The organism is Paenibacillus sp. NPDC057967 (assembly GCF_042887015.1).
GTDB lineage: Bacteria > Bacillota > Bacilli > Paenibacillales > Paenibacillaceae > Pristimantibacillus.
Window position 1 is genome coordinate 261,791 of the sequence record NZ_JBHVQB010000006.1, and the last position, 16,651, is coordinate 278,441.

General features: G+C 53.4%; 16 protein-coding genes. 13 read left to right on the plus strand and 3 right to left on the minus strand.

What is annotated here, in order from left to right; genetic code table 11:
• Positions 1-8: 8 nt before the first annotated feature.
• Entirely contained in the window at positions 9-1,043 is a 1,035-nt protein-coding gene (locus ACFVSO_RS17425; RefSeq protein WP_387475785.1) for a stalk domain-containing protein, read from the plus strand.
• A gap of 103 nt (positions 1,044-1,146) precedes the next feature.
• Here the strand turns inward: ACFVSO_RS17425 and ACFVSO_RS17430 are convergent, their stop codons facing one another.
• The gene (locus ACFVSO_RS17430; RefSeq protein WP_387475787.1) at positions 1,147-2,034 is read right to left on the minus strand and encodes a LysR family transcriptional regulator; all 888 of its coding nucleotides are present in this window, start codon (positions 2,032-2,034) and stop codon (positions 1,147-1,149) included.
• A 115-nt stretch (positions 2,035-2,149) separates the two neighbouring features.
• Between ACFVSO_RS17430 and ACFVSO_RS17435 the strand changes: the two genes are divergently transcribed.
• The 3 genes from ACFVSO_RS17435 to ACFVSO_RS17445 all read left to right on the plus strand — a co-directional run bounded on the left by ACFVSO_RS17435 (position 2,150) and on the right by ACFVSO_RS17445 (position 5,279).
• Positions 2,150-3,322: an MFS transporter gene (locus ACFVSO_RS17435; RefSeq protein ID WP_387475789.1), complete on the plus strand. Its 1,173-nt coding sequence runs from the start codon at positions 2,150-2,152 to the stop codon at positions 3,320-3,322.
• Positions 3,323-3,459: 137 nt separating this feature from the next.
• Complete coding sequence (locus ACFVSO_RS17440) at positions 3,460-4,467, plus strand: ATP-binding cassette domain-containing protein (RefSeq protein WP_387475791.1); 1,008 nt, start codon at positions 3,460-3,462, stop codon at positions 4,465-4,467.
• The gene (locus ACFVSO_RS17445; RefSeq protein ID WP_387475793.1) at positions 4,464-5,279 is read left to right on the plus strand and encodes an ABC transporter permease; all 816 of its coding nucleotides are present in this window, start codon (positions 4,464-4,466) and stop codon (positions 5,277-5,279) included. The genes ACFVSO_RS17440 and ACFVSO_RS17445 overlap by 4 nt, the downstream gene beginning before the upstream one ends.
• A gap of 20 nt (positions 5,280-5,299) precedes the next feature.
• Here the strand turns inward: ACFVSO_RS17445 and ACFVSO_RS17450 are convergent, their stop codons facing one another.
• The gene (locus tag ACFVSO_RS17450) at positions 5,300-5,908 is read right to left on the minus strand and encodes a TetR/AcrR family transcriptional regulator (protein WP_387475795.1); all 609 of its coding nucleotides are present in this window, start codon (positions 5,906-5,908) and stop codon (positions 5,300-5,302) included.
• Positions 5,909-6,063: 155 nt separating this feature from the next.
• Here ACFVSO_RS17450 and ACFVSO_RS17455 point away from each other — a divergent pair, with 155 nt between their 5' ends.
• From ACFVSO_RS17455 to ACFVSO_RS17480, 6 genes are all read left to right on the plus strand, one after another.
• Positions 6,064-7,062, plus strand: a complete 999-nt coding sequence (locus ACFVSO_RS17455; protein WP_387475798.1) for an ABC transporter substrate-binding protein — start codon at positions 6,064-6,066, stop codon at positions 7,060-7,062.
• 36 nt (positions 7,063-7,098) lie between these two features.
• Positions 7,099-8,115 (plus strand): FecCD family ABC transporter permease, encoded by a 1,017-nt coding sequence (locus ACFVSO_RS17460; RefSeq protein ID WP_387475801.1) that lies wholly within the window; start codon positions 7,099-7,101, stop codon positions 8,113-8,115.
• Entirely contained in the window at positions 8,102-9,139 is a 1,038-nt protein-coding gene (locus ACFVSO_RS17465) for a FecCD family ABC transporter permease (protein WP_387475803.1), read from the plus strand. The genes ACFVSO_RS17460 and ACFVSO_RS17465 overlap by 14 nt, the downstream gene beginning before the upstream one ends.
• A 107-nt stretch (positions 9,140-9,246) precedes the next feature.
• Positions 9,247-10,221 (plus strand): helix-turn-helix transcriptional regulator, encoded by a 975-nt coding sequence (locus tag ACFVSO_RS17470; protein WP_387475806.1) that lies wholly within the window; start codon positions 9,247-9,249, stop codon positions 10,219-10,221.
• A gap of 73 nt (positions 10,222-10,294) precedes the next feature.
• Positions 10,295-10,894 carry an SRPBCC family protein gene (locus ACFVSO_RS17475; RefSeq protein WP_387475809.1) on the plus strand — a complete coding sequence of 200 codons (600 nt, stop codon included), beginning with the start codon at positions 10,295-10,297 and terminating at the stop codon, positions 10,892-10,894.
• Between the two features lies 1 nt (position 10,895).
• A complete protein-coding gene (locus ACFVSO_RS17480; RefSeq protein ID WP_387475812.1) occupies positions 10,896-11,276 on the plus strand; it encodes a VOC family protein in 381 nt (126 codons plus the stop codon).
• A 180-nt stretch (positions 11,277-11,456) separates the two neighbouring features.
• On the opposite strand, the gene ACFVSO_RS17485 is transcribed toward ACFVSO_RS17480, so the two are convergent.
• Complete coding sequence (locus tag ACFVSO_RS17485; protein WP_387475814.1) at positions 11,457-11,768, minus strand: YbjQ family protein; 312 nt, start codon at positions 11,766-11,768, stop codon at positions 11,457-11,459.
• 312 nt (positions 11,769-12,080) lie between these two features.
• Between ACFVSO_RS17485 and ACFVSO_RS17490 the strand changes: the two genes are divergently transcribed.
• From ACFVSO_RS17490 to ACFVSO_RS17500, 3 genes are all read left to right on the plus strand, one after another.
• Complete coding sequence (locus ACFVSO_RS17490; RefSeq protein ID WP_387475817.1) at positions 12,081-12,644, plus strand: DUF6022 family protein; 564 nt, start codon at positions 12,081-12,083, stop codon at positions 12,642-12,644.
• Between the two features lie 25 nt (positions 12,645-12,669).
• Positions 12,670-15,402, plus strand: a complete 2,733-nt coding sequence (locus tag ACFVSO_RS17495; protein WP_387475820.1) for a winged helix-turn-helix domain-containing protein — start codon at positions 12,670-12,672, stop codon at positions 15,400-15,402.
• Between the two features lie 117 nt (positions 15,403-15,519).
• The gene (locus ACFVSO_RS17500) at positions 15,520-16,431 is read left to right on the plus strand and encodes an NAD(P)-dependent alcohol dehydrogenase (protein ID WP_387475823.1); all 912 of its coding nucleotides are present in this window, start codon (positions 15,520-15,522) and stop codon (positions 16,429-16,431) included.
• The last annotated feature ends 220 nt before the right edge of the window (positions 16,432-16,651 follow it).

Here is a 16,651-nt window from a genome sequence, read left to right on the forward strand (position 1 = left end):
GAATTGTAATGAAGAGATATGTGAAACATACCATTTGTGCATTGACAGCAGTAGCTTGCCTGACAGGAGGAGCTTCGGCATTCGCAAGCGAGGCGCCACAGCAGATCGTACCGATCAGCGCGCCGATTATACCGATCAGCGCACCGGCTTATGAGATCATGCAGCAGAAGTGGCTGGATTCGATGGTGGTCTACGGTACGGCTACGCTTATGGAAGACGGCCGCATCATGCTGGAGAACAACAATGAAAATGCGCAGTTCGATAAAATCATTCTGAACGTTAGCGAAGACACGTTGATTCTGGACGCGGTTAGCGGCCTGCCGAAGTCGGTTAAGGACATTCGCGAGAACGAGATGATCTATGCTTACGTAGGACCGGCTATGACGATGAGCCTGCCTCCGATGACAAACGCTGAGTTGCTGCTTACGTCGATTCCGGCTGACTTTGCCGTACCAACTTACGAAGAGATCGATAACGTGAAGCAAGAAGAGAATGGCAATGTCATCGTGCACACCAACCGGGATGCGACGTATACCGTAACGGATGACACGGAGCTGTTCCCCTACCTGACGAAAAACATCGTAACCAAACATAATCTGAAGCCAGGCACGAAGCTGCTGGTATGGAAGCAGATCGTACAAGGCGAAGGAGCCGAGGAAGCTGCGGAATCGACCAAAATGATGGTATTCTCGTACTCCTACAACGGCTATGTGCAAGCAGGCCTGGAGAACTTGTACGTAAATGATGAGAAGCTTGAGCTTGCGGCCAGCGAGCAGCCATACGTTGCGAACGGCCGTCTGATGCTTCCGTTCCGCCAAGTGGTTGAGGCGCTCGGCTATACGCTGGAATGGAATGCGGAGACTAGCAGCATCAAGGTGATGAAAGGCGATCAGGAGCAGTACAGCTTTGTTGCCCGCGGCACTGAAGTTGTGAAAGGCGAAGATACGCATACGCTGATCGAAGCAGCTGCTTTGAAGAACGGCGTAACGTTCATGGCGGCAGACGACGTGCTGCTGCTAAGCGGCGCGAAGCTGGTTGAGTAGTTTTTGAAGCATAAGCTAATATAGCTTTACAGCAAAGAGCTGTTCTGGTGGCCGATAGGGCACTAAGGACAGCTCTTTCTGATAGGTGAGCTCATTTACCAACTTATGATTTGCTGAAGAAATCGATCAGCCATTTGGCCAGCTGGCGATGGGCTTCACTAATATAGCGCTCCGAGCCATAGATGAGTTCCAGATGACGCATTGGCGCATGATCGGAGATCGGGATGGCGATAATCTCATTCCGCATGGATTCCTGTTTGAGCAGGCTCACGGGCTGAATGGTCGCGCCGACGCCAGCTCGCACCAACTGCAAGAGAGAGATCGCTGTGCTGGTCTCCATCACGGTCGAAAGCTGGAAGCCGCCTTTCTCCCGGCATACCTTCTCCACCAGTTCACGGCCAATGAAGCCGCGCGGATACATGACAATCGGGATCTGTTCCAGTTCGCACAGCTTAATAGATGCTCTGCCGGCAAGCTCGCTGCCGGAATGGACAAGCAGGTGGTATGGCTCAGAGCGCAACGGGATTTGCACCAGCCGCTTGTCGGGCGGAGTTCTGAGCGCTATTCCGATATCGGCCCGATTGCTGAGCACTTCCTCCAAGATCTGAATGGTGGAGAAGGCTTGCAGTTGTATGTCGGGGTATTCGGAATGAAAGTGGATAAAGAGCGGCACCAGTTGGAAGTCTAAGTCAGAAGGCAATACGCTAAGACGGACGGTGCCTCGTGCCGACGACATCAGCTCTCTTATGGCGATTTTGGCATCTTGCTCTGCCAAGAGCATGCGCCCGCCGTGGAAGTGCAGCAGCTTGCCGGCTTCAGTCGCCACAACCTGCTTGCCGATCCGGTCGAATAGAGGCATCCCGAGCTCTGCTTCCAGCACACGAATCTGCTGGCTCAGGGTAGGCTGGGAAATACCCAGCGCTTCCGCTGCTTTCGTAAAGTGGAGATGCTCGTAGACTGCCATAAAATATTGGATATGTCGAGTGTCCATCGCTTGCTCCTTGAACGATAGTTTTTTACTATTATAATAATAGAAATTATAGGATTGATCAATGGTTGCGGAGTCTCTATACTTGTGTACACAGATATAGAGGGAGTGACCATATATGAAGAAACTATTTTGGCTGCTGGCGATTTTTATCGCAGCGCTTAACCTAAGACCAATCATCTCGTCCGTCGCGCCTCTGCTTGGCACAATGCAATCCAGCCTTGGCATGAATGCGCTGACGGCCAGCTTGCTCACGACACTGCCCGTACTGTGCATGGGCCTCTTCGCCCCTGCGGCGACTGCGCTGCGGGACCGATGGGGGCTGGAGCGGACGATCTTTGTCGCGATGGTTCTCATTACAGGCGCGACAGCACTTCGGGGCGTAATCACCTCGGTCGGCGTACTTGTGATTACAGCTATTGTCGGCGGCATCGGCATTAGTCTTGCTGGACCGCTGCTGTCTGGATTCATTAAGAAATATTTCCCGACCAAACCGGGCATTGTCAGCGTGTATTCCGTATCCTTGACCGTAGGCGCAAGTGCCGCATCCGCACTGTCGATTCCGATTTTTAATCGTCATGATCAAAGCTTATCCTTTACACTGGCGATCTGGGCTATTCTGGGCATCCTCGCCTTGCTGATGTGGCTTCCGCTTATCGGGAAGAAGGATCAAGCCGCAAACGCGGTACGTTCCCGGCTGCCGCTGACCAATAAGCGCGCCATTCTGCTGACTCTGTTTTTCGGCATGATGTCTAGCATGTTCTATTCGCTTACGGCTTGGCTTTCGCCTATCGCGCAGAGCCTTGGCTACAGCAAGGCAAGCGCAGCCATGCTGCTCACCGTATTTACAATCATCCAAATTCCGGTGTCCATGACACTTCCGAGTCTGGTGGCCAAATACGGCAAACGCGGATTTTTCCTCGTCGCATGCAGTGTATCTGAGCTAATCGGCATCATCATGCTGCTGCTCCACATGCCCATGCTGCCTGCCACCATCTTCTTGGGCCTCGGAGCAGGCGGACTGTTCCCGCTGGCGCTTATGCTTCCGATTGTGGAGACGAATACGGCGCAGGAAGCGGGAGCATGGTCGGCTATGTCCCAATGCGGCGGATATCTGATTGCGGCAATGGGGCCGCTCTTAATCGGCGGATTGTATGATTTTTACGGCAACTTCACGGTTGCTCTTGTCGCCATGCTTGTCATTATTATGGCTATGATTGTCGTCCAACTGCTCTTGTCCAAAAGTCCGGACAGCGTCCGGGTGGCGGAAGGCAGGGGGCTAAGCGCTTAATCAAGTAATCATTTATCGTTTTTCAGGAAAGGTCAGCCGCGGGCTGGCCTTTTTTTATTGTTTCTCCACTTTGTTTAAATTCCGTTTAAATAAGGGCGTTAAGATCGCTATAGCTCAGATATAGAGGAGGAAATGCAATGATGGATAGGAGTGAATGGGCCGTCGAGGCTCAAGGGCTTGTGAAAGTGTTCGGAGAGCATCGTGCGGTGGACGGGGTGGATCTGAACGTACGCGCCGGCACGATCTATGGCGTGCTTGGGCCGAACGGCGCCGGGAAAACGACAACCATACGCATGCTGGCAACCTTGCTAAGACCGGATGGAGGTTCGGCTCGCATATTCGGACATGACGTGACAAAGGAATCTCAAATGGTGAGACAGCTGATCGGCGTAACAGGTCAATACGCTTCGGTCGACGAATCGCTTAGCGCGATGGAGAACCTCATTATATTCTCGCGGCTGCTTGGGCTTAGCCGCTCAGAAGCAAAACGAAAAGCGGAATCGCTGCTGGAGGAATTCAGCTTGACGGAGGCGGCGAAGCGCCCGCTGAAGAACTTCTCTGGCGGCATGCGGCGCCGGCTTGATCTGGCCGCCAGCCTGATCGCCCAGCCGCCGCTCATCTTCTTGGATGAGCCGACGACAGGACTTGATCCGCGCACGCGCGTCCAGATGTGGGAGACGATCCAGCGGCTCGTGAAGACGGGCTCGACCGTGCTTCTAACGACCCAATACCTGGACGAGGCCGACCAACTGGCGGACCGGATCGCAGTAATCGATCATGGGCGCGTCGTAGCAGAAGGAACGGTGGATGAACTGAAGGCATCCGTCGGAACTTCTTCGCTGCATCTGAACGTCCAGCAATCAGGACAAATCGAGAGCGCACGCCAGATCGTGGAGCGGGTATTGAATGTCTCAGCGAGCGTAGCCTATGATTCGGGCAAAATCACAGCGCCGATGGCAAACGCCGATGGGGTGACCGATCTGCTTATTGCGCTGCGCGAGGCGGGCATTCCGCTCGCCGAGATGAGCGTGCAAAAGCCAACGCTGGATGAAGTGTTCCTGACGATTACGGGGAGCGGCTCTCCCAACCCGTCAGCGACGCAGCCGCAAAATCAAACTAAAAAAGCGGAGGTGGCTAACGTATGAGCCAATCTACGATGAACTCAGCGGCGCATCGCCAATTGAAGAACCGGACCGGCTTTCTCCAGTCGGTGCGTCATTCCCTTACGATGGCTTATAGAGGATTGCTGAAGCTGCGCCGCACACCGGAGCAACTGTTTGACGTGACGCTTCAGCCTATTATTTTCACGTTAATGTTCACTTATATATTCGGGGGTGCCATCTCTGGCGATGTGCAAAGCTATCTGCCCGTGATCATTCCGGGCATTCTCGTACAGACGGTCATAACGACGTCGATCGTAACCGGGGTCCAACTGCGGGAGGACATGGACAAGGGCGTATTCGACCGGTTCAAGTCGCTGCCGATTGCGCGGATTGCCCCGCTGGCGGGGGCGCTGCTGGCCGATACGGTACGTTATACGATTGCGACAGTGCTTACGTTTGCAATGGGTTATGTGATGGGGTATCGACCTGAAGGAGGACTTGCGTACGTAGCGCTAGCGGCGGTCATTGTCATCTTCTGCTCGTGGGCGATCAGCTGGATATTCGCCTTCTTTGGTGTCATCGCCCGAACCGCTTCCAGCGTACAAGGCATCTCGATGATCGTGCTGTTCCCGCTGACGTTCCTCTCCAATGCCTTCGTGCCGGTGGAGACGATGCCGAACTGGCTGCAGTGGTTTGTGAATATCAATCCCGTCTCTCATCTCGTCACGGCTGTGCGGGATATGACCAATTCGGGTACGGTCGGCTGGGATCTCGCCATCTCGCTGATCGGTGCAGCGGTTATCGTAGCGGTGTTCGCACCAATTACGGTTCGCGCTTATATGCGGCGGACCTAGCAGTGACCCGGGCATGTGGCTTATGGCGCCGCATGCTGGATACAATATTGGCGCATAGAATCGGTAAGCTGATACGTCAGCTTGCCGATTTGTTCTGGCGATTGCGCGTAATGCTGCAGGCTCCATTCGATGAGGATGCCGTGCAGGGCGGATGACAGGGAACGGAAAACATAGTAGTGCATGTCGCCGATCGACGTCTGCGGAGCCATGAACGAAGGGGAATATTTCTCCTGAACATAATATTCCAGGCTTCGATATATGATTTGCCTGATCTTCCGATCGGACAATTGAATATTGTACAGCAGGGAAGCCGGGAGGAATTCCTGCCACATTTCAAAAAAAACGATCAGCACGTCTGCTTCAGCCAGCTGCCGTTCTGTGATTCGATCGTCAAAGAAGTTGAATTGATGGCATAGGTAATCGTACAAAATATCGTCTTTATCCCCATAGTTTCGGTAGATCGTTTGTCTTGCGAGGCCGGATTTTTTGGCAATCTCCGTTACTTTGATATCGGAATAAGCCCTCGTCTCCATCAAATAGAGCAGAGAGAGCGTGATCCATTCCTTCGATTGCTGCTGCCCTTCAATGAAATTGCTGTTGATGTGTAACACTTCCTTTGTTTTGTCCATTTCGGAGCCCGATCTATTGAAATGGGCAAGCAACTATATTAGTGTTGTTATTGTAACATTTACTGAACCGCATGCGCATCGGTTGCAAAAGAAGTGTTTTTTTTTCATCATCAAATGATAATGATACTCATTATTGAATTACGGGAGCGGGAATAGTGAAAAAACATACCACGATGAAAATGATGACAGCAGCTATGTTAGTTATCGTTATGGCCATGCTTGCAGCATGCGGTAACAACAAGGAAGCAAACACGGGGAACAACGGCAACGCCATTGAACCTACGAAAGCGCCGGAAGTCGAAGAGAGCAGAACAATCGCCCATGCGATGGGCAATACGGATATTAAGGGCACGCCGACCAGAGTGGTTGTGCTGACGACGCAAGGAACAGAAACCTTATTGGAACTCGGCATCAAACCTGTAGGAGCCGTCCAGTCCTGGATTGGCGATCCTTGGTATGACCATATAGCGGATCAAATGAATGGGGTAGAGATTGTCGGTGACGAGACGCAGCCGAATATGGAGCTGATCGCGAGCCTTGAGCCGGATCTCATTCTCGGCACGAAGGTTAGACAAGAGAAAATCTACAGCCAGCTTAGCGCGATTGCGCCAACTGTATTCACCGAAAACCTGGGCGACAGCATGATCGAAAACTTCACGTTGTTCGCAAGCGCGCTGAACAAGGAAGAGGAAGGCGCAAAGGCGCTGGCCGAGTTCGAGAAGCTTGTGAATGAGACGGCGGCTAGACTGGGCGACAAAGCTCAGGTTGAGGTATCACTGGCTCGCTTCCAGGCCGGCAAAGCCAGAGTGTATTACAAGCAGAACTTCGCAGGCGTAGTTCTGGACAAGCTCGGCATCGCGAGAACGGAAGCGCAGAACAAAGCGGAGTTTGCCGAGGAAATTACGAAGGAACAAATTAGCGTTCTCGATGGCGATGCATTGTTCTACTTCGCATCGGACCGAGACGGCGAGACGGCTGCTGCCGATACTGCCAAGGAATGGCTGGCCGATCCGATCGCACAGAATATGAAAGTGAATCAGAACGGACAAATTTATCAGGTTGACGAAGCGATCTGGAACTCCGCGGGCGGTATTCTGGCTGCGAAGCTGCTGGTAGCTGACATCGAGAAGGTTTTTGCGAATATTCAACGTTAGCATTATGCGTTAACGGTATAGAAGGGAATTAAAGACATGACCTCTCTTTTGTCGACCGACAAAGGAAAAGCTGCCGGATTTGCCGGAGCGCTGGCGCTGCTGATCATCTCGGCGGTTGCCAGCGTTTTGTTCGGGCTTAGAAGCTTTAATTTGGATACTGTCATCCAAGCATATACCTCGTATACGGGAAGCGACGAACAGCTTATTATCCGCACCTCCCGTGTGCCGCGCGCCTTGACTGCCGCCGTTATCGGCTGCAGTCTTGCCGTTAGCGGGGTATTGCTGCAGGCGATGACGCGCAATCCGCTTGCCTCGCCTTCAATACTGGGCATTAACGCGGGGGCAGCGCTGGCGATTGTGTCGATGCTCTATTGGTATGGAGCAGTGTTTACGTTTGGCGATCTGATGTGGGTGGCCTTTATCGGGGCTGGCCTATCCGCCGGGGCGATCTTTCTGATTGCGACAGCGGGCAGAGGGGGCATGACGCCGATCAAGCTGATCTTGACGGGATCGGCGCTGGCATCCTTCGCGTCATCCATCAATTCTTTATTTATGCTGATCAGCAACGAGACGCTGGAAGGCGCGCTGTATTGGCTGACCGGCTCGTTATCGAACAGCAATCTGAATCATACGGTTCAATTGTTGCCGTATATGTCGGCTGCTTGGGTTATTGCCATGCTCATGACCCGGTCTCTTAACGTGATGGCTATGGGAGATGATGTGGCAAAAGGACTCGGCCAACGGATGGTGTGGGTCAAACTCCTTACTTTGCTCGTAGTCGTGCTGCTTGCTGGAGGCAGTGTCGCACTGGCAGGCCCAATCAGCTTTGTCGGCATTATGATCCCTCATATCTCGCGCTGGCTGGTAGGCAACGACCACCGCTGGCTGCTGCCTTACAGCGCTGTGCTGGGAGCTGGTTTTTTGCTGCTCGCCGATGTGCTGTCGCGGTTTTTGATTCAAGGCAAAGAAGTGCCGGTGGGCGTCATGACAGCCGTACTAGGCGTCCCGTTTGTGGTGGCGCTCGTAAGGAGGAAGGCGCTTGGGCAGATTTAGACGATCTTACCGAAGGCTTACGGAGCGGCATCGCAAGCCGCTTGTTATGATCTGGCTGCTGCTGTTGGCGCTTGTATTGCTCATTGCTATCATCTTGAGCATCGGACTCGGCAGCTTTCATGTGCCTGTATCTGACGTGCTGCGTACGCTGGTTGGGCTCGGCGAGCAGAAGTACGAGCTGATTGTATATCAGCTGCGAATGCCGCGTATTGCGGCTTCTGTATTAGTGGGCGCTGCGATGGCGATCTCAGGGACAATTCTGCAAGCCCTGATTCGCAATCCGCTGGCTTCGCCCGACTTGCTCGGGACGACTTCAGGGGCGACAGCAGCGGTCGTAGCCTTTATTACGATTATGAACGGACAGGTGGCTGTCGGCTGGATGCCAATCGTTGCGATGGCTGGCGGCTGTATCGCTTCTGCGATAACCTATTCGCTAGCTTGGAGGAAGGGCAGCTCGCCGCTTCGGATGGCGATGATCGGCGTATCGGTATCCTCTGCGATGGGGGCGCTGACGATATATTTTACGCTGGCAGGGCCGCTATACCTCGTCTCGCAGGCGCTTGGCTGGATGGCGGGAACGGTCTACGGCACGTCATGGACCCATGTGATTTATTTGGCGCCTTGGGTCGTAGTCGGCGGCATTGCCGCACTTGTGCAGTCCAGAAGCCTGAATGTGCTGGAGCTGGGCGACCGAATTGCCATTGGCGTCGGGATGCGGGTGGAACGGAAAAGATTCTTGTTGATTATCCTGGCCGTCATTCTAGCCAGCGCCGCGGTTGGCATCGCGGGAGGAATCAGCTTCGTGGGGCTGATGGCTCCTCACATGGCCCGCAAGCTGGTAGGCAATCATAATGGAGCGATTGTGGCGGCATCTGCGTTGCTGGGGGCGTTGTTCGTCCTGCTCGCCGATCTCATCGGCCGCACCGTGTTTGTACCGCTGGATATTCCGGCCGGGATATTCACCGCCATATTGGGTGCGCCTTTCTTTATCTATTTAATGTACAGGCATCGCCATCATGGATAATAATTAGAAGAAACGGCTTTTTAGCCGTTTCTTTTTTATTGCTCGGACAGCCATATATAGTAAGATTAGGATAGCGAATAGCATGCGATGATAGGGAGGCAACATCGATGTCAAAAGCGGACAATATGCTCGCCATCTTATGGCTGCTCAAGTCGCGGCGAAGAATGACGGCGAAGCAGCTGTCGGATGAACTGGAGATTCATATCCGTACGGTCTATCGGTGCATCGATGCCTTGTGCATTTCCGGTGTGCCCATCGTAGCCGAAGTCGGCCGGGATGGCGGCTACACCATACCCGATTCCTTGAAGCTGGAGCCGCTATTCTTCGACGAGGAGGAGCAGAAGGCGCTCCTGCAAGCGGCGGCCTTCGCCAGAGAATCGGGTTATCCGTCTGAAGAAGCGCTTAATCGGGCTATAGCGAAAATGAAGCGGTATACAAATCCGCAGCAGCTTGAGTCGATGGAGCGGCGCGAGGCCCATATCGAAGTCATCCAGCCGCTTGCGGCATCGGCTCTAACGGCTATACTTGCAGAGCTGGAGGCAGGCATAGACGGGGGAGTGAGCTTGGATATCGCTTATACGAGCGGTTATGATTCCGACGCTACGAAGCGCAGGATTGACCCTTACGGGCTAGTCCATTGGAGAGGCAAATGGTATGTCGTCGGGTATTGCCATCTGCGCGAAGAGCTTAGAAGCTTCCGGGCAGATCGGATCGACGGGATTGCGAATACTCCTGAGCGCTTCGAACGGCCTGCTGCTTTCTCCGCGCGGCAGTATTTGCTGGGGAGCCTGCTGTCCGAGCCGGGTGAGGGCGACGATTCTGATGACTCCTTGATCTCTGTACTCATTCAAGGGTCGCCTCAAGCCATTCAAGAGCTATGCGGGCATTGGCTGCTCGGTCATGCGCTTGTCGAGCGTAAGGCGAGCGAAGCGCGATTCCGTGTAGACGAGCTGCCGCTATACACACAAATTGCGTATTATCTCTTGTCCTTCGGCGGGAAGCTTCGTGTCGTCGAGCCGGAAGAGCTGAGAAGCCACATGGTCGATATCATCGATGATTTGCAAAGTTTTTATCGATCTTAACCGTAAATACTGACCGTCCCTGTCAGTATTAACGTTCTATAATGAAGCATATCAATCGTCAGGAGGGTGCAAGATGCCGGGCTCCATTTTCAGACAAGAGGTTAAGCAAGCTACGGGAAAGACATGGGAAGAGTGGGTCATCCGCCTGCAGCAGTCCGTGGACCCTCAATGGTCGCATGAAGGGATCGCCTCCCATATTAACGAACAATATGAGGCTTCGGAAGAATGGAGCGAGTCGCTCGCCGTCATGTATGGGCAGGTGCTGGGCCGGATACCGGTTGGCGTAACGAAGGATGCAGGCGTGCAGATTGGTGTCAGAAAGACGGTAGCAGCGCCGAAGGAGCGGGTGTGGGACTATCTTGTATCGGAGGAAGGCTTGAAGCTGTGGATCGGTGATGTACCGTCATTCAAGCTGAATCAGGGAGAGGTCTATCAATCCGAGGAAGGGATATTCGGCAAGCTCACGGTCGTGAAGCCTTACCATAAGCTTCGGCTCACCTGGCAGCGACCTGAATGGGACAACCCTTCTCGTCTGCAAATCTATGTACTGTCCGCGAAAGGCGACAAAACAACGATCTCCATCCATCAGGAGATGCTGGATGATGTCTATATGAGGGAGCTCATGAAATGTTACTGGGAGGAGAAGCTAGACGAATTAATAGGGGGGCTATGAGATGAACAGATTCAGCCATATTGACCTGAGAGTAAACGCTTGGGAACAGGTGCGGGAATTCTATGAGGGTCTTCTGCCAGAGTTGGGCTTCGTACACACCTATCATTCAAGGGACTGGTATGTATTCGCCGCTGAGGGCGAGCTGCCGAGCGTTCCCTATTTCGCCATAACAGTCGACGCTGATCATAAGCCAAACAACAACTTGATTGGATTTTGGGCTGCTGATCGCGCAGAGGTTGATCGGACTGCCGATACGGTGAAGCGGCTGGGCGGATCGATAACTAGCGGACCTGGATTGCTGCCTATCAGTCCGACCTATTATGCCGTATATTTCGAAGATCCTTGCGGCAACCAATACGAGATGATGCACCGATTGAATTAATGGAACAAGCAAGAAAGCCGTTCGGATGTCCGAGCGGCTTTCTTGCGTCATGCCTGTGATACGTTGTACGTAAATGAGTTAAAGCTGTCTTCATCCGGTTCAGCTTTATCCTCCTCCATCGTAATCGATTTGCATCTGATACATAAGGATTGCAGGAGGAGACCTGGCGCGGGAGAGGCGTTACACGTTGACAGCTGTTCCGCTGACGGCTACCATGAGCATCCCGTCACGAATGACTTCATAGTCGATATCGACGCCAATGATGGCATTAGCGCCCATGCGCGAAGCCTTCTGGCACATCTCGGCGAACGCCGCGTCTCTTGCTTCTTGAAGCTTGCTCTCATAGGCGCCAGAGCGTCCCCCGACAATATCGGTTATGGACGCCATAAAGTCTCTGAACACGTTCGCCCCCATAATAACTTCTCCTGTTACAATGCCTACATATTGTCTTACGGGCATGCCTTCAATTGTGGATGTTGTGGTCAAAATCATACGTAATTCCTCCTGGAATTCAAGTCAATTGCTTACCGTTATTACGAGGGATGGACATTTGCGGTTCCGAAAAAATCATCCTTTAGATCGTTCAATCTATTGAAATCATAGCAGCATGGGGAAAGAAAGTCGAGACGAAGCTATTTCATCCAATCGATTGTAGGATTCAATTAAAACCTTAAAGTAATTGACGCTTCTAGCAATCAAATGCAGGGTTAGGCTTCAGTTCATTCCGTGAGACTTTATCGTTTGCATCAATGAAGTAAACTGGAGAGGAAGCTTCAAAAATCGAATGAAATGGGTGGTTGGAAAATGAATCATAACGAATTGTCGCTTGGAAGCTTGCTTGCTGTACGCACGGAAAATGTCATTGGCTCGCTTGGGAAGTACATCGATGCCCATATTGAATCACAGTGGCAGGACATCCTGACTCAGCAAGCTGATAAGCTTCAGCGCGCCTACGAGGAAGCGGGCGATATGGCTTATGGCACGTATTTGAACCTGTTGCTTAACCACGTTCATAAAGAAATGAAGGAAAACGGGCTGCGTGCAGAGCCTCGATTACCGGGTGAGTTCGATATTTCCCGTGAATGGGGCAACGAGGACGAGTCGGATCAGCAGCGTTGGATGTGGAGCACAATCTATGACAAGGACGGAATGCCGCTCGGTACAATTGTCGTGCAGGTCTATCATGATCATACACAGTTCCGTCTCCCGCGCAGGCCAGGCGTGCTTGTATTGACGGAGGGGACGAAGGAGGAGGTCGTACAGGCATTATCTGAGCGTTCTGCTTCTTTCAAGCAGGCGCTTGAATTTACGGAGGAATACAAGCTTTATCTGGAAAGCCTGAACGACGATCAAAAAGCTGCGAACTAGCCATTTCGCGGAGGCACTCCCTCCTATGGGAGTAGGCAAAACCAGCCTTAGTTCTTGGTTGACGGAGGATACAGCCCCTTATTATACTGGCTACATGAACATGCCTATTCTATCCACGAAGTTATATATGCCGCAGCCTCGGCCCGGATATGTCCCTCGCTTTCGTCTGACAGGGCAGCTTCAGCAAGGGCTTCACCGGAAGCTGTCCCTTATCTCGGCTCCTGCCGGCTATGGCAAGACGTCACTGGTCAGCGAATGGCTGGCTGGAAGTCCAGTTCCGTCTGCCTGGCTATCTTTAGATGATGGGGATAACGACCCTGCACGCTTTCTCTCCTATCTGCTCGCGGCTTTACGCACGCTGGCGCCGGAACTGGGGGAAGGCGTGCTTGGCGCGCTTCAAACTCCGCAGACGCCTCCAGTCGAATGGGTGCTCTCCCATCTTCTCAATGAATGGGATAACATCTTCTCCGGGCAATGTGTACTCGTACTGGACGATTATCATGTGATTGATTCACGGCAGGTACTGGACGCTGTCGGATTTCTGCTGGAGCGGCTGCCGCATCGTCTGCATCTGGTCATTACGACTCGCACGGAGCCTGAGCTTCCTTTGTCCCGGCTGCGTGCGAGAGACCAGCTGACAGAAGTGCGCGCGGCGGATTTGCGTTTTCGCTCCGAAGAAGCAGCGGAGTTCTTAAGCCGAGTCATGGGACTTAAGGTGGGGCAGGAAGGGATGAAGCTACTCGAAGCCCAGACAGAAGGATGGATTGCGGGGCTGCAATTAGCCGCCCTGTCGATAAAGGGACAGCGTGATGTGCTTCAGGCGATACAAACCTTTAATGAAAACCATCCCTTTGTGCTGGACTATTTGGCCGAGGAAGCGCTGAATGGACAAGATACAGGCGTTCGATCATTCCTGCTTCGCACCTCTATTCTCGATCGGATGAGCGGACCGCTATGCGATGTTTTGTTGCAGCGGGAAGGAGAAGCTGAGCTTGGCGTATCTGGTCAGGCAATGCTGGAGCGGCTTGAGCGATCCAATCTGTTTATCGTGCCTCTGGATGCTGAGAGGCGCTGGTTCCGTTATCATCATTTGTTTGTCGGCTTGCTCAGGAAACGGCTGCAAGCGGAAGAGGGCGAACAGCTGGTGGCGGAGTTGCAGCTGTGTGCAAGCCGCTGGCATGAGGAGAATGGCTTTGAGCTTGAAGCCTTCCATCATGCGGTGCAAGCCGGTGATGTAGAACGGGCGGCGCTTCTCGCCGAGGGAGGCTACATGCCTCTGTTCTTTCGCGGAGCTGCTGCACCTGTGCTGGCATGGCTGGGCTCTCTGCCAAAGCGTGAATTGGATACAAGGCCCTCGCTATGGGTGATGTATGCTTCTGCACAATTGATAAAGGGCGAGTTGCAAGAGGCTGTGAGTCATCTGGAGGCTGCCGAGAGAGCGTTGCAGAACATGCCGAAAGACGAACGGACATCGGATGCGATCGGCCATGCCGCATCGATCCGGGCGACACTCGCTGTCAGCCGACATGATGCGGAGATGATTATGTCAGAATCCCGACGGGCGCTGGCGCACTTGCATCCCGATAATCGGGCGGTACGAACAGCGACCACCTGGACGCTAGGCTATGCTTATCAGCTACAGGGAGAACGCGCTGCCGCAGGCAAGGCCTACTCGGAAGCATTGACGGTCAGCCAGTCCATCGGGCATGGGGTAATAACATTGATGTCCATGCTTGGACTTGGGGCGATCCGCCAGTCGGATAATCAGCTTCATGCAGCCTCGGACTGGTACCGCAGGGTTCTGGAGCTGGCTGGCGATCCACCGATTCCAGCCGCTTGCGAGGCTCATCTAGGCTTGGCATCGATATACTATGAATGGAACGATCTGGAGGCTGCGGAGAAGCATGCGGCAGAGTCTCTTCATCTGGCACCGCTGCTTAAGCATACGGATCGAATTGTCGCTTGCAAGCTGCACCTTGCCCGGGTAAAGCTTGCCCGGAATAGGATAAAGGAAGCCTCGGTACTATGGTCGCAAGCTGATCAGCTTGCCAAGAACTATCATTTTACGTATCAAATGAAGGGGCTGGCAGCTGTGCGTACCGCTTTGCTGCTTCGTCAGCTGCGTCTGGATGAGGCCGCCCGCTTACTCCGCCACGATGATGAGCCAACGATCAGCTTGGCCAAAGTGCAGCTTGCCAATGGCAATGTCGCGGATGCGCTTAGCGTTCTGGCTCAGCTTCGCGATGCGGCGGAAGCGAGTGGCCGAGCGGACGAGCTGCTTCAGGTCAAAGCGATTCAAGCGGTGGCTTTGTACACTTGCGGCAGCAGGGATGGAGGGATTAACCTTGTGCTCGAAGTGCTTGACGAGGCGGAAGGCGAAGGTTTTGCACGGTTGTTTTTGGATGAAGGGCCGCCTATGGAGAGGCTTCTTCTTGAAGCATCGAAGCGCAGTCAGATGGCTGACTATATCGGCAAGCTGCTTGTGCAGTTCAAAGGCACGGCACCGCTTGCGAAATCTCATCGAGAGCGCCTCCCATCCGGGGGTTCTGGCAAGCCGCCGCTTGTAGAACCGCTAAGCAGCCGGGAACTGGAGGTGCTGGAGCTGATTGCTGACGGGTTGTCGAACACTGAGATTGCGTCAAGGCTGTTTCTTGCGCTCAGCACGGTTAAGGGACATAACCGGATCATCTTCGATAAGCTGCAGGTGAGCCGCAGGACGGAAGCTGTTGCGCGCGCACGCGGGCTGGGGCTGCTGTAGCATTTATTTTGGACGTGGGGATTGTCCCGTTTAATGAGAACCATACTTTAGTAGCTATAAGCGCCTCCTCAGGGGGCGCTATACTTATGGGCAAAAGGTCATGAGGAGGAAGTACAGATGAAAGCGATCGTATGCCCAAAGTACGGTGCACCTGATGTGTTGCAGATTAGCGAAGTAGAGAAGCCGGTCCCGAGGCCTAACGAAATTCGGGTCAAGGTACATGCGACGACCGTTACGACGGGCGACTGCAGAGTCCGAGCCTTCAATAGCCCGCTTTCTTTCTGGATTCCGATGCGATTATTTCTTGGCATTCGCAGACCTAGACAGCCGATTCTCGGCGTCGAGCTAGCCGGTGAGGTTGAATTGGCAGGCCAGGCTGTCACCCAGTTCAAGAAAGGCGACCGCGTGTTTGCGCTGACCGGCATGCGGTTCGGCGGTTATGCCGAATATGCGTGTCTTCCCGAGAACAGTCTGGTTGCCCCGATACCGGCTCATATTTCGTATGAGGATGCGGCCGCTGTTGCCTTCGGAGGGACTACCTCCTTGCATTTTTTCAGAAAAGGGAATATGCATCGCGGGCAAAAGGTTCTCATCTATGGCGCATCGGGCGCCGTAGGCACATCCGCGATTCAACTGGCCAAGCATAGCGGGGCGGAAGTGACTGCGGTGTGCAGCTCGGCGAACGCCGAACTGGTGAAATCGCTGGGCGCCGATTATGTCATTGACTATACGAAAGAGAACTTTTGGGAGCGGGGAGAGCATTACGACATCGTATTTGATGCGGTAGGCAAAAGCACGAAATCCGCCTGCACCAAGGCGCTGGCGTCTGGGGGCCGTTATTTGACGGTAGAAGGACAAGGTGTGGTCGTTGAACGCCGTGAGGATATGTATGTCTTGAAGGAGCTTATGGAGAATGGTTCGCTTAAGGCGGTCATTGATCGCCGCTATCGAATGGAGCAGATTGCGGAGGCGCATCGCTATGTAGAGAGCGGCCGAAAGAAGGGCAATGTGGTGGTTGCGATCCCGTAACCGCGTAGTCCCCAGCCCGCGATCACGGGTTGTGAAAAAATAGGTATATCCGTTTAGTCGATAGCCACACCATCCTTCATCCTGTATAATATAAGGACGTTATGGGGGGTGGCACATATGGCAAATCAATTTGCCGGGACTCGAAGCGGCTCATGCAAAGCCACAAATTAGGGGCGATACTTTGCATGGGCGAACCATATTTGGTCGCCTGGAATGAGAA

What these genes read in the sequence shown, in the direction of transcription:
- ACFVSO_RS17425 (WP_387475785.1), top strand. Translation starts at nt 9, where the DNA reads ATGAAGAGATATGTGAAACATACCATTTGTGCATTGACAGCAGTAGCT.
- ACFVSO_RS17430 (WP_387475787.1), bottom strand. Translation starts at nt 2,034, where the DNA reads ATGGACACTCGACATATCCAATATTTTATGGCAGTCTACGAGCATCTC.
- ACFVSO_RS17435 (WP_387475789.1), top strand. Translation starts at nt 2,150, where the DNA reads ATGAAGAAACTATTTTGGCTGCTGGCGATTTTTATCGCAGCGCTTAAC.
- ACFVSO_RS17440 (WP_387475791.1), top strand. Translation starts at nt 3,460, where the DNA reads ATGATGGATAGGAGTGAATGGGCCGTCGAGGCTCAAGGGCTTGTGAAA.
- ACFVSO_RS17445 (WP_387475793.1), top strand. Translation starts at nt 4,464, where the DNA reads ATGAGCCAATCTACGATGAACTCAGCGGCGCATCGCCAATTGAAGAAC.
- ACFVSO_RS17450 (WP_387475795.1), bottom strand. Translation starts at nt 5,908, where the DNA reads ATGGACAAAACAAAGGAAGTGTTACACATCAACAGCAATTTCATTGAA.
- ACFVSO_RS17460 (WP_387475801.1), top strand. Translation starts at nt 7,099, where the DNA reads ATGACCTCTCTTTTGTCGACCGACAAAGGAAAAGCTGCCGGATTTGCC.
- ACFVSO_RS17470 (WP_387475806.1), top strand. Translation starts at nt 9,247, where the DNA reads ATGTCAAAAGCGGACAATATGCTCGCCATCTTATGGCTGCTCAAGTCG.
- ACFVSO_RS17475 (WP_387475809.1), top strand. Translation starts at nt 10,295, where the DNA reads ATGCCGGGCTCCATTTTCAGACAAGAGGTTAAGCAAGCTACGGGAAAG.
- ACFVSO_RS17480 (WP_387475812.1), top strand. Translation starts at nt 10,896, where the DNA reads ATGAACAGATTCAGCCATATTGACCTGAGAGTAAACGCTTGGGAACAG.
- ACFVSO_RS17485 (WP_387475814.1), bottom strand. Translation starts at nt 11,768, where the DNA reads ATGATTTTGACCACAACATCCACAATTGAAGGCATGCCCGTAAGACAA.
- ACFVSO_RS17490 (WP_387475817.1), top strand. Translation starts at nt 12,081, where the DNA reads ATGAATCATAACGAATTGTCGCTTGGAAGCTTGCTTGCTGTACGCACG.
- ACFVSO_RS17495 (WP_387475820.1), top strand. Translation starts at nt 12,670, where the DNA reads ATGGGAGTAGGCAAAACCAGCCTTAGTTCTTGGTTGACGGAGGATACA.
- ACFVSO_RS17500 (WP_387475823.1), top strand. Translation starts at nt 15,520, where the DNA reads ATGAAAGCGATCGTATGCCCAAAGTACGGTGCACCTGATGTGTTGCAG.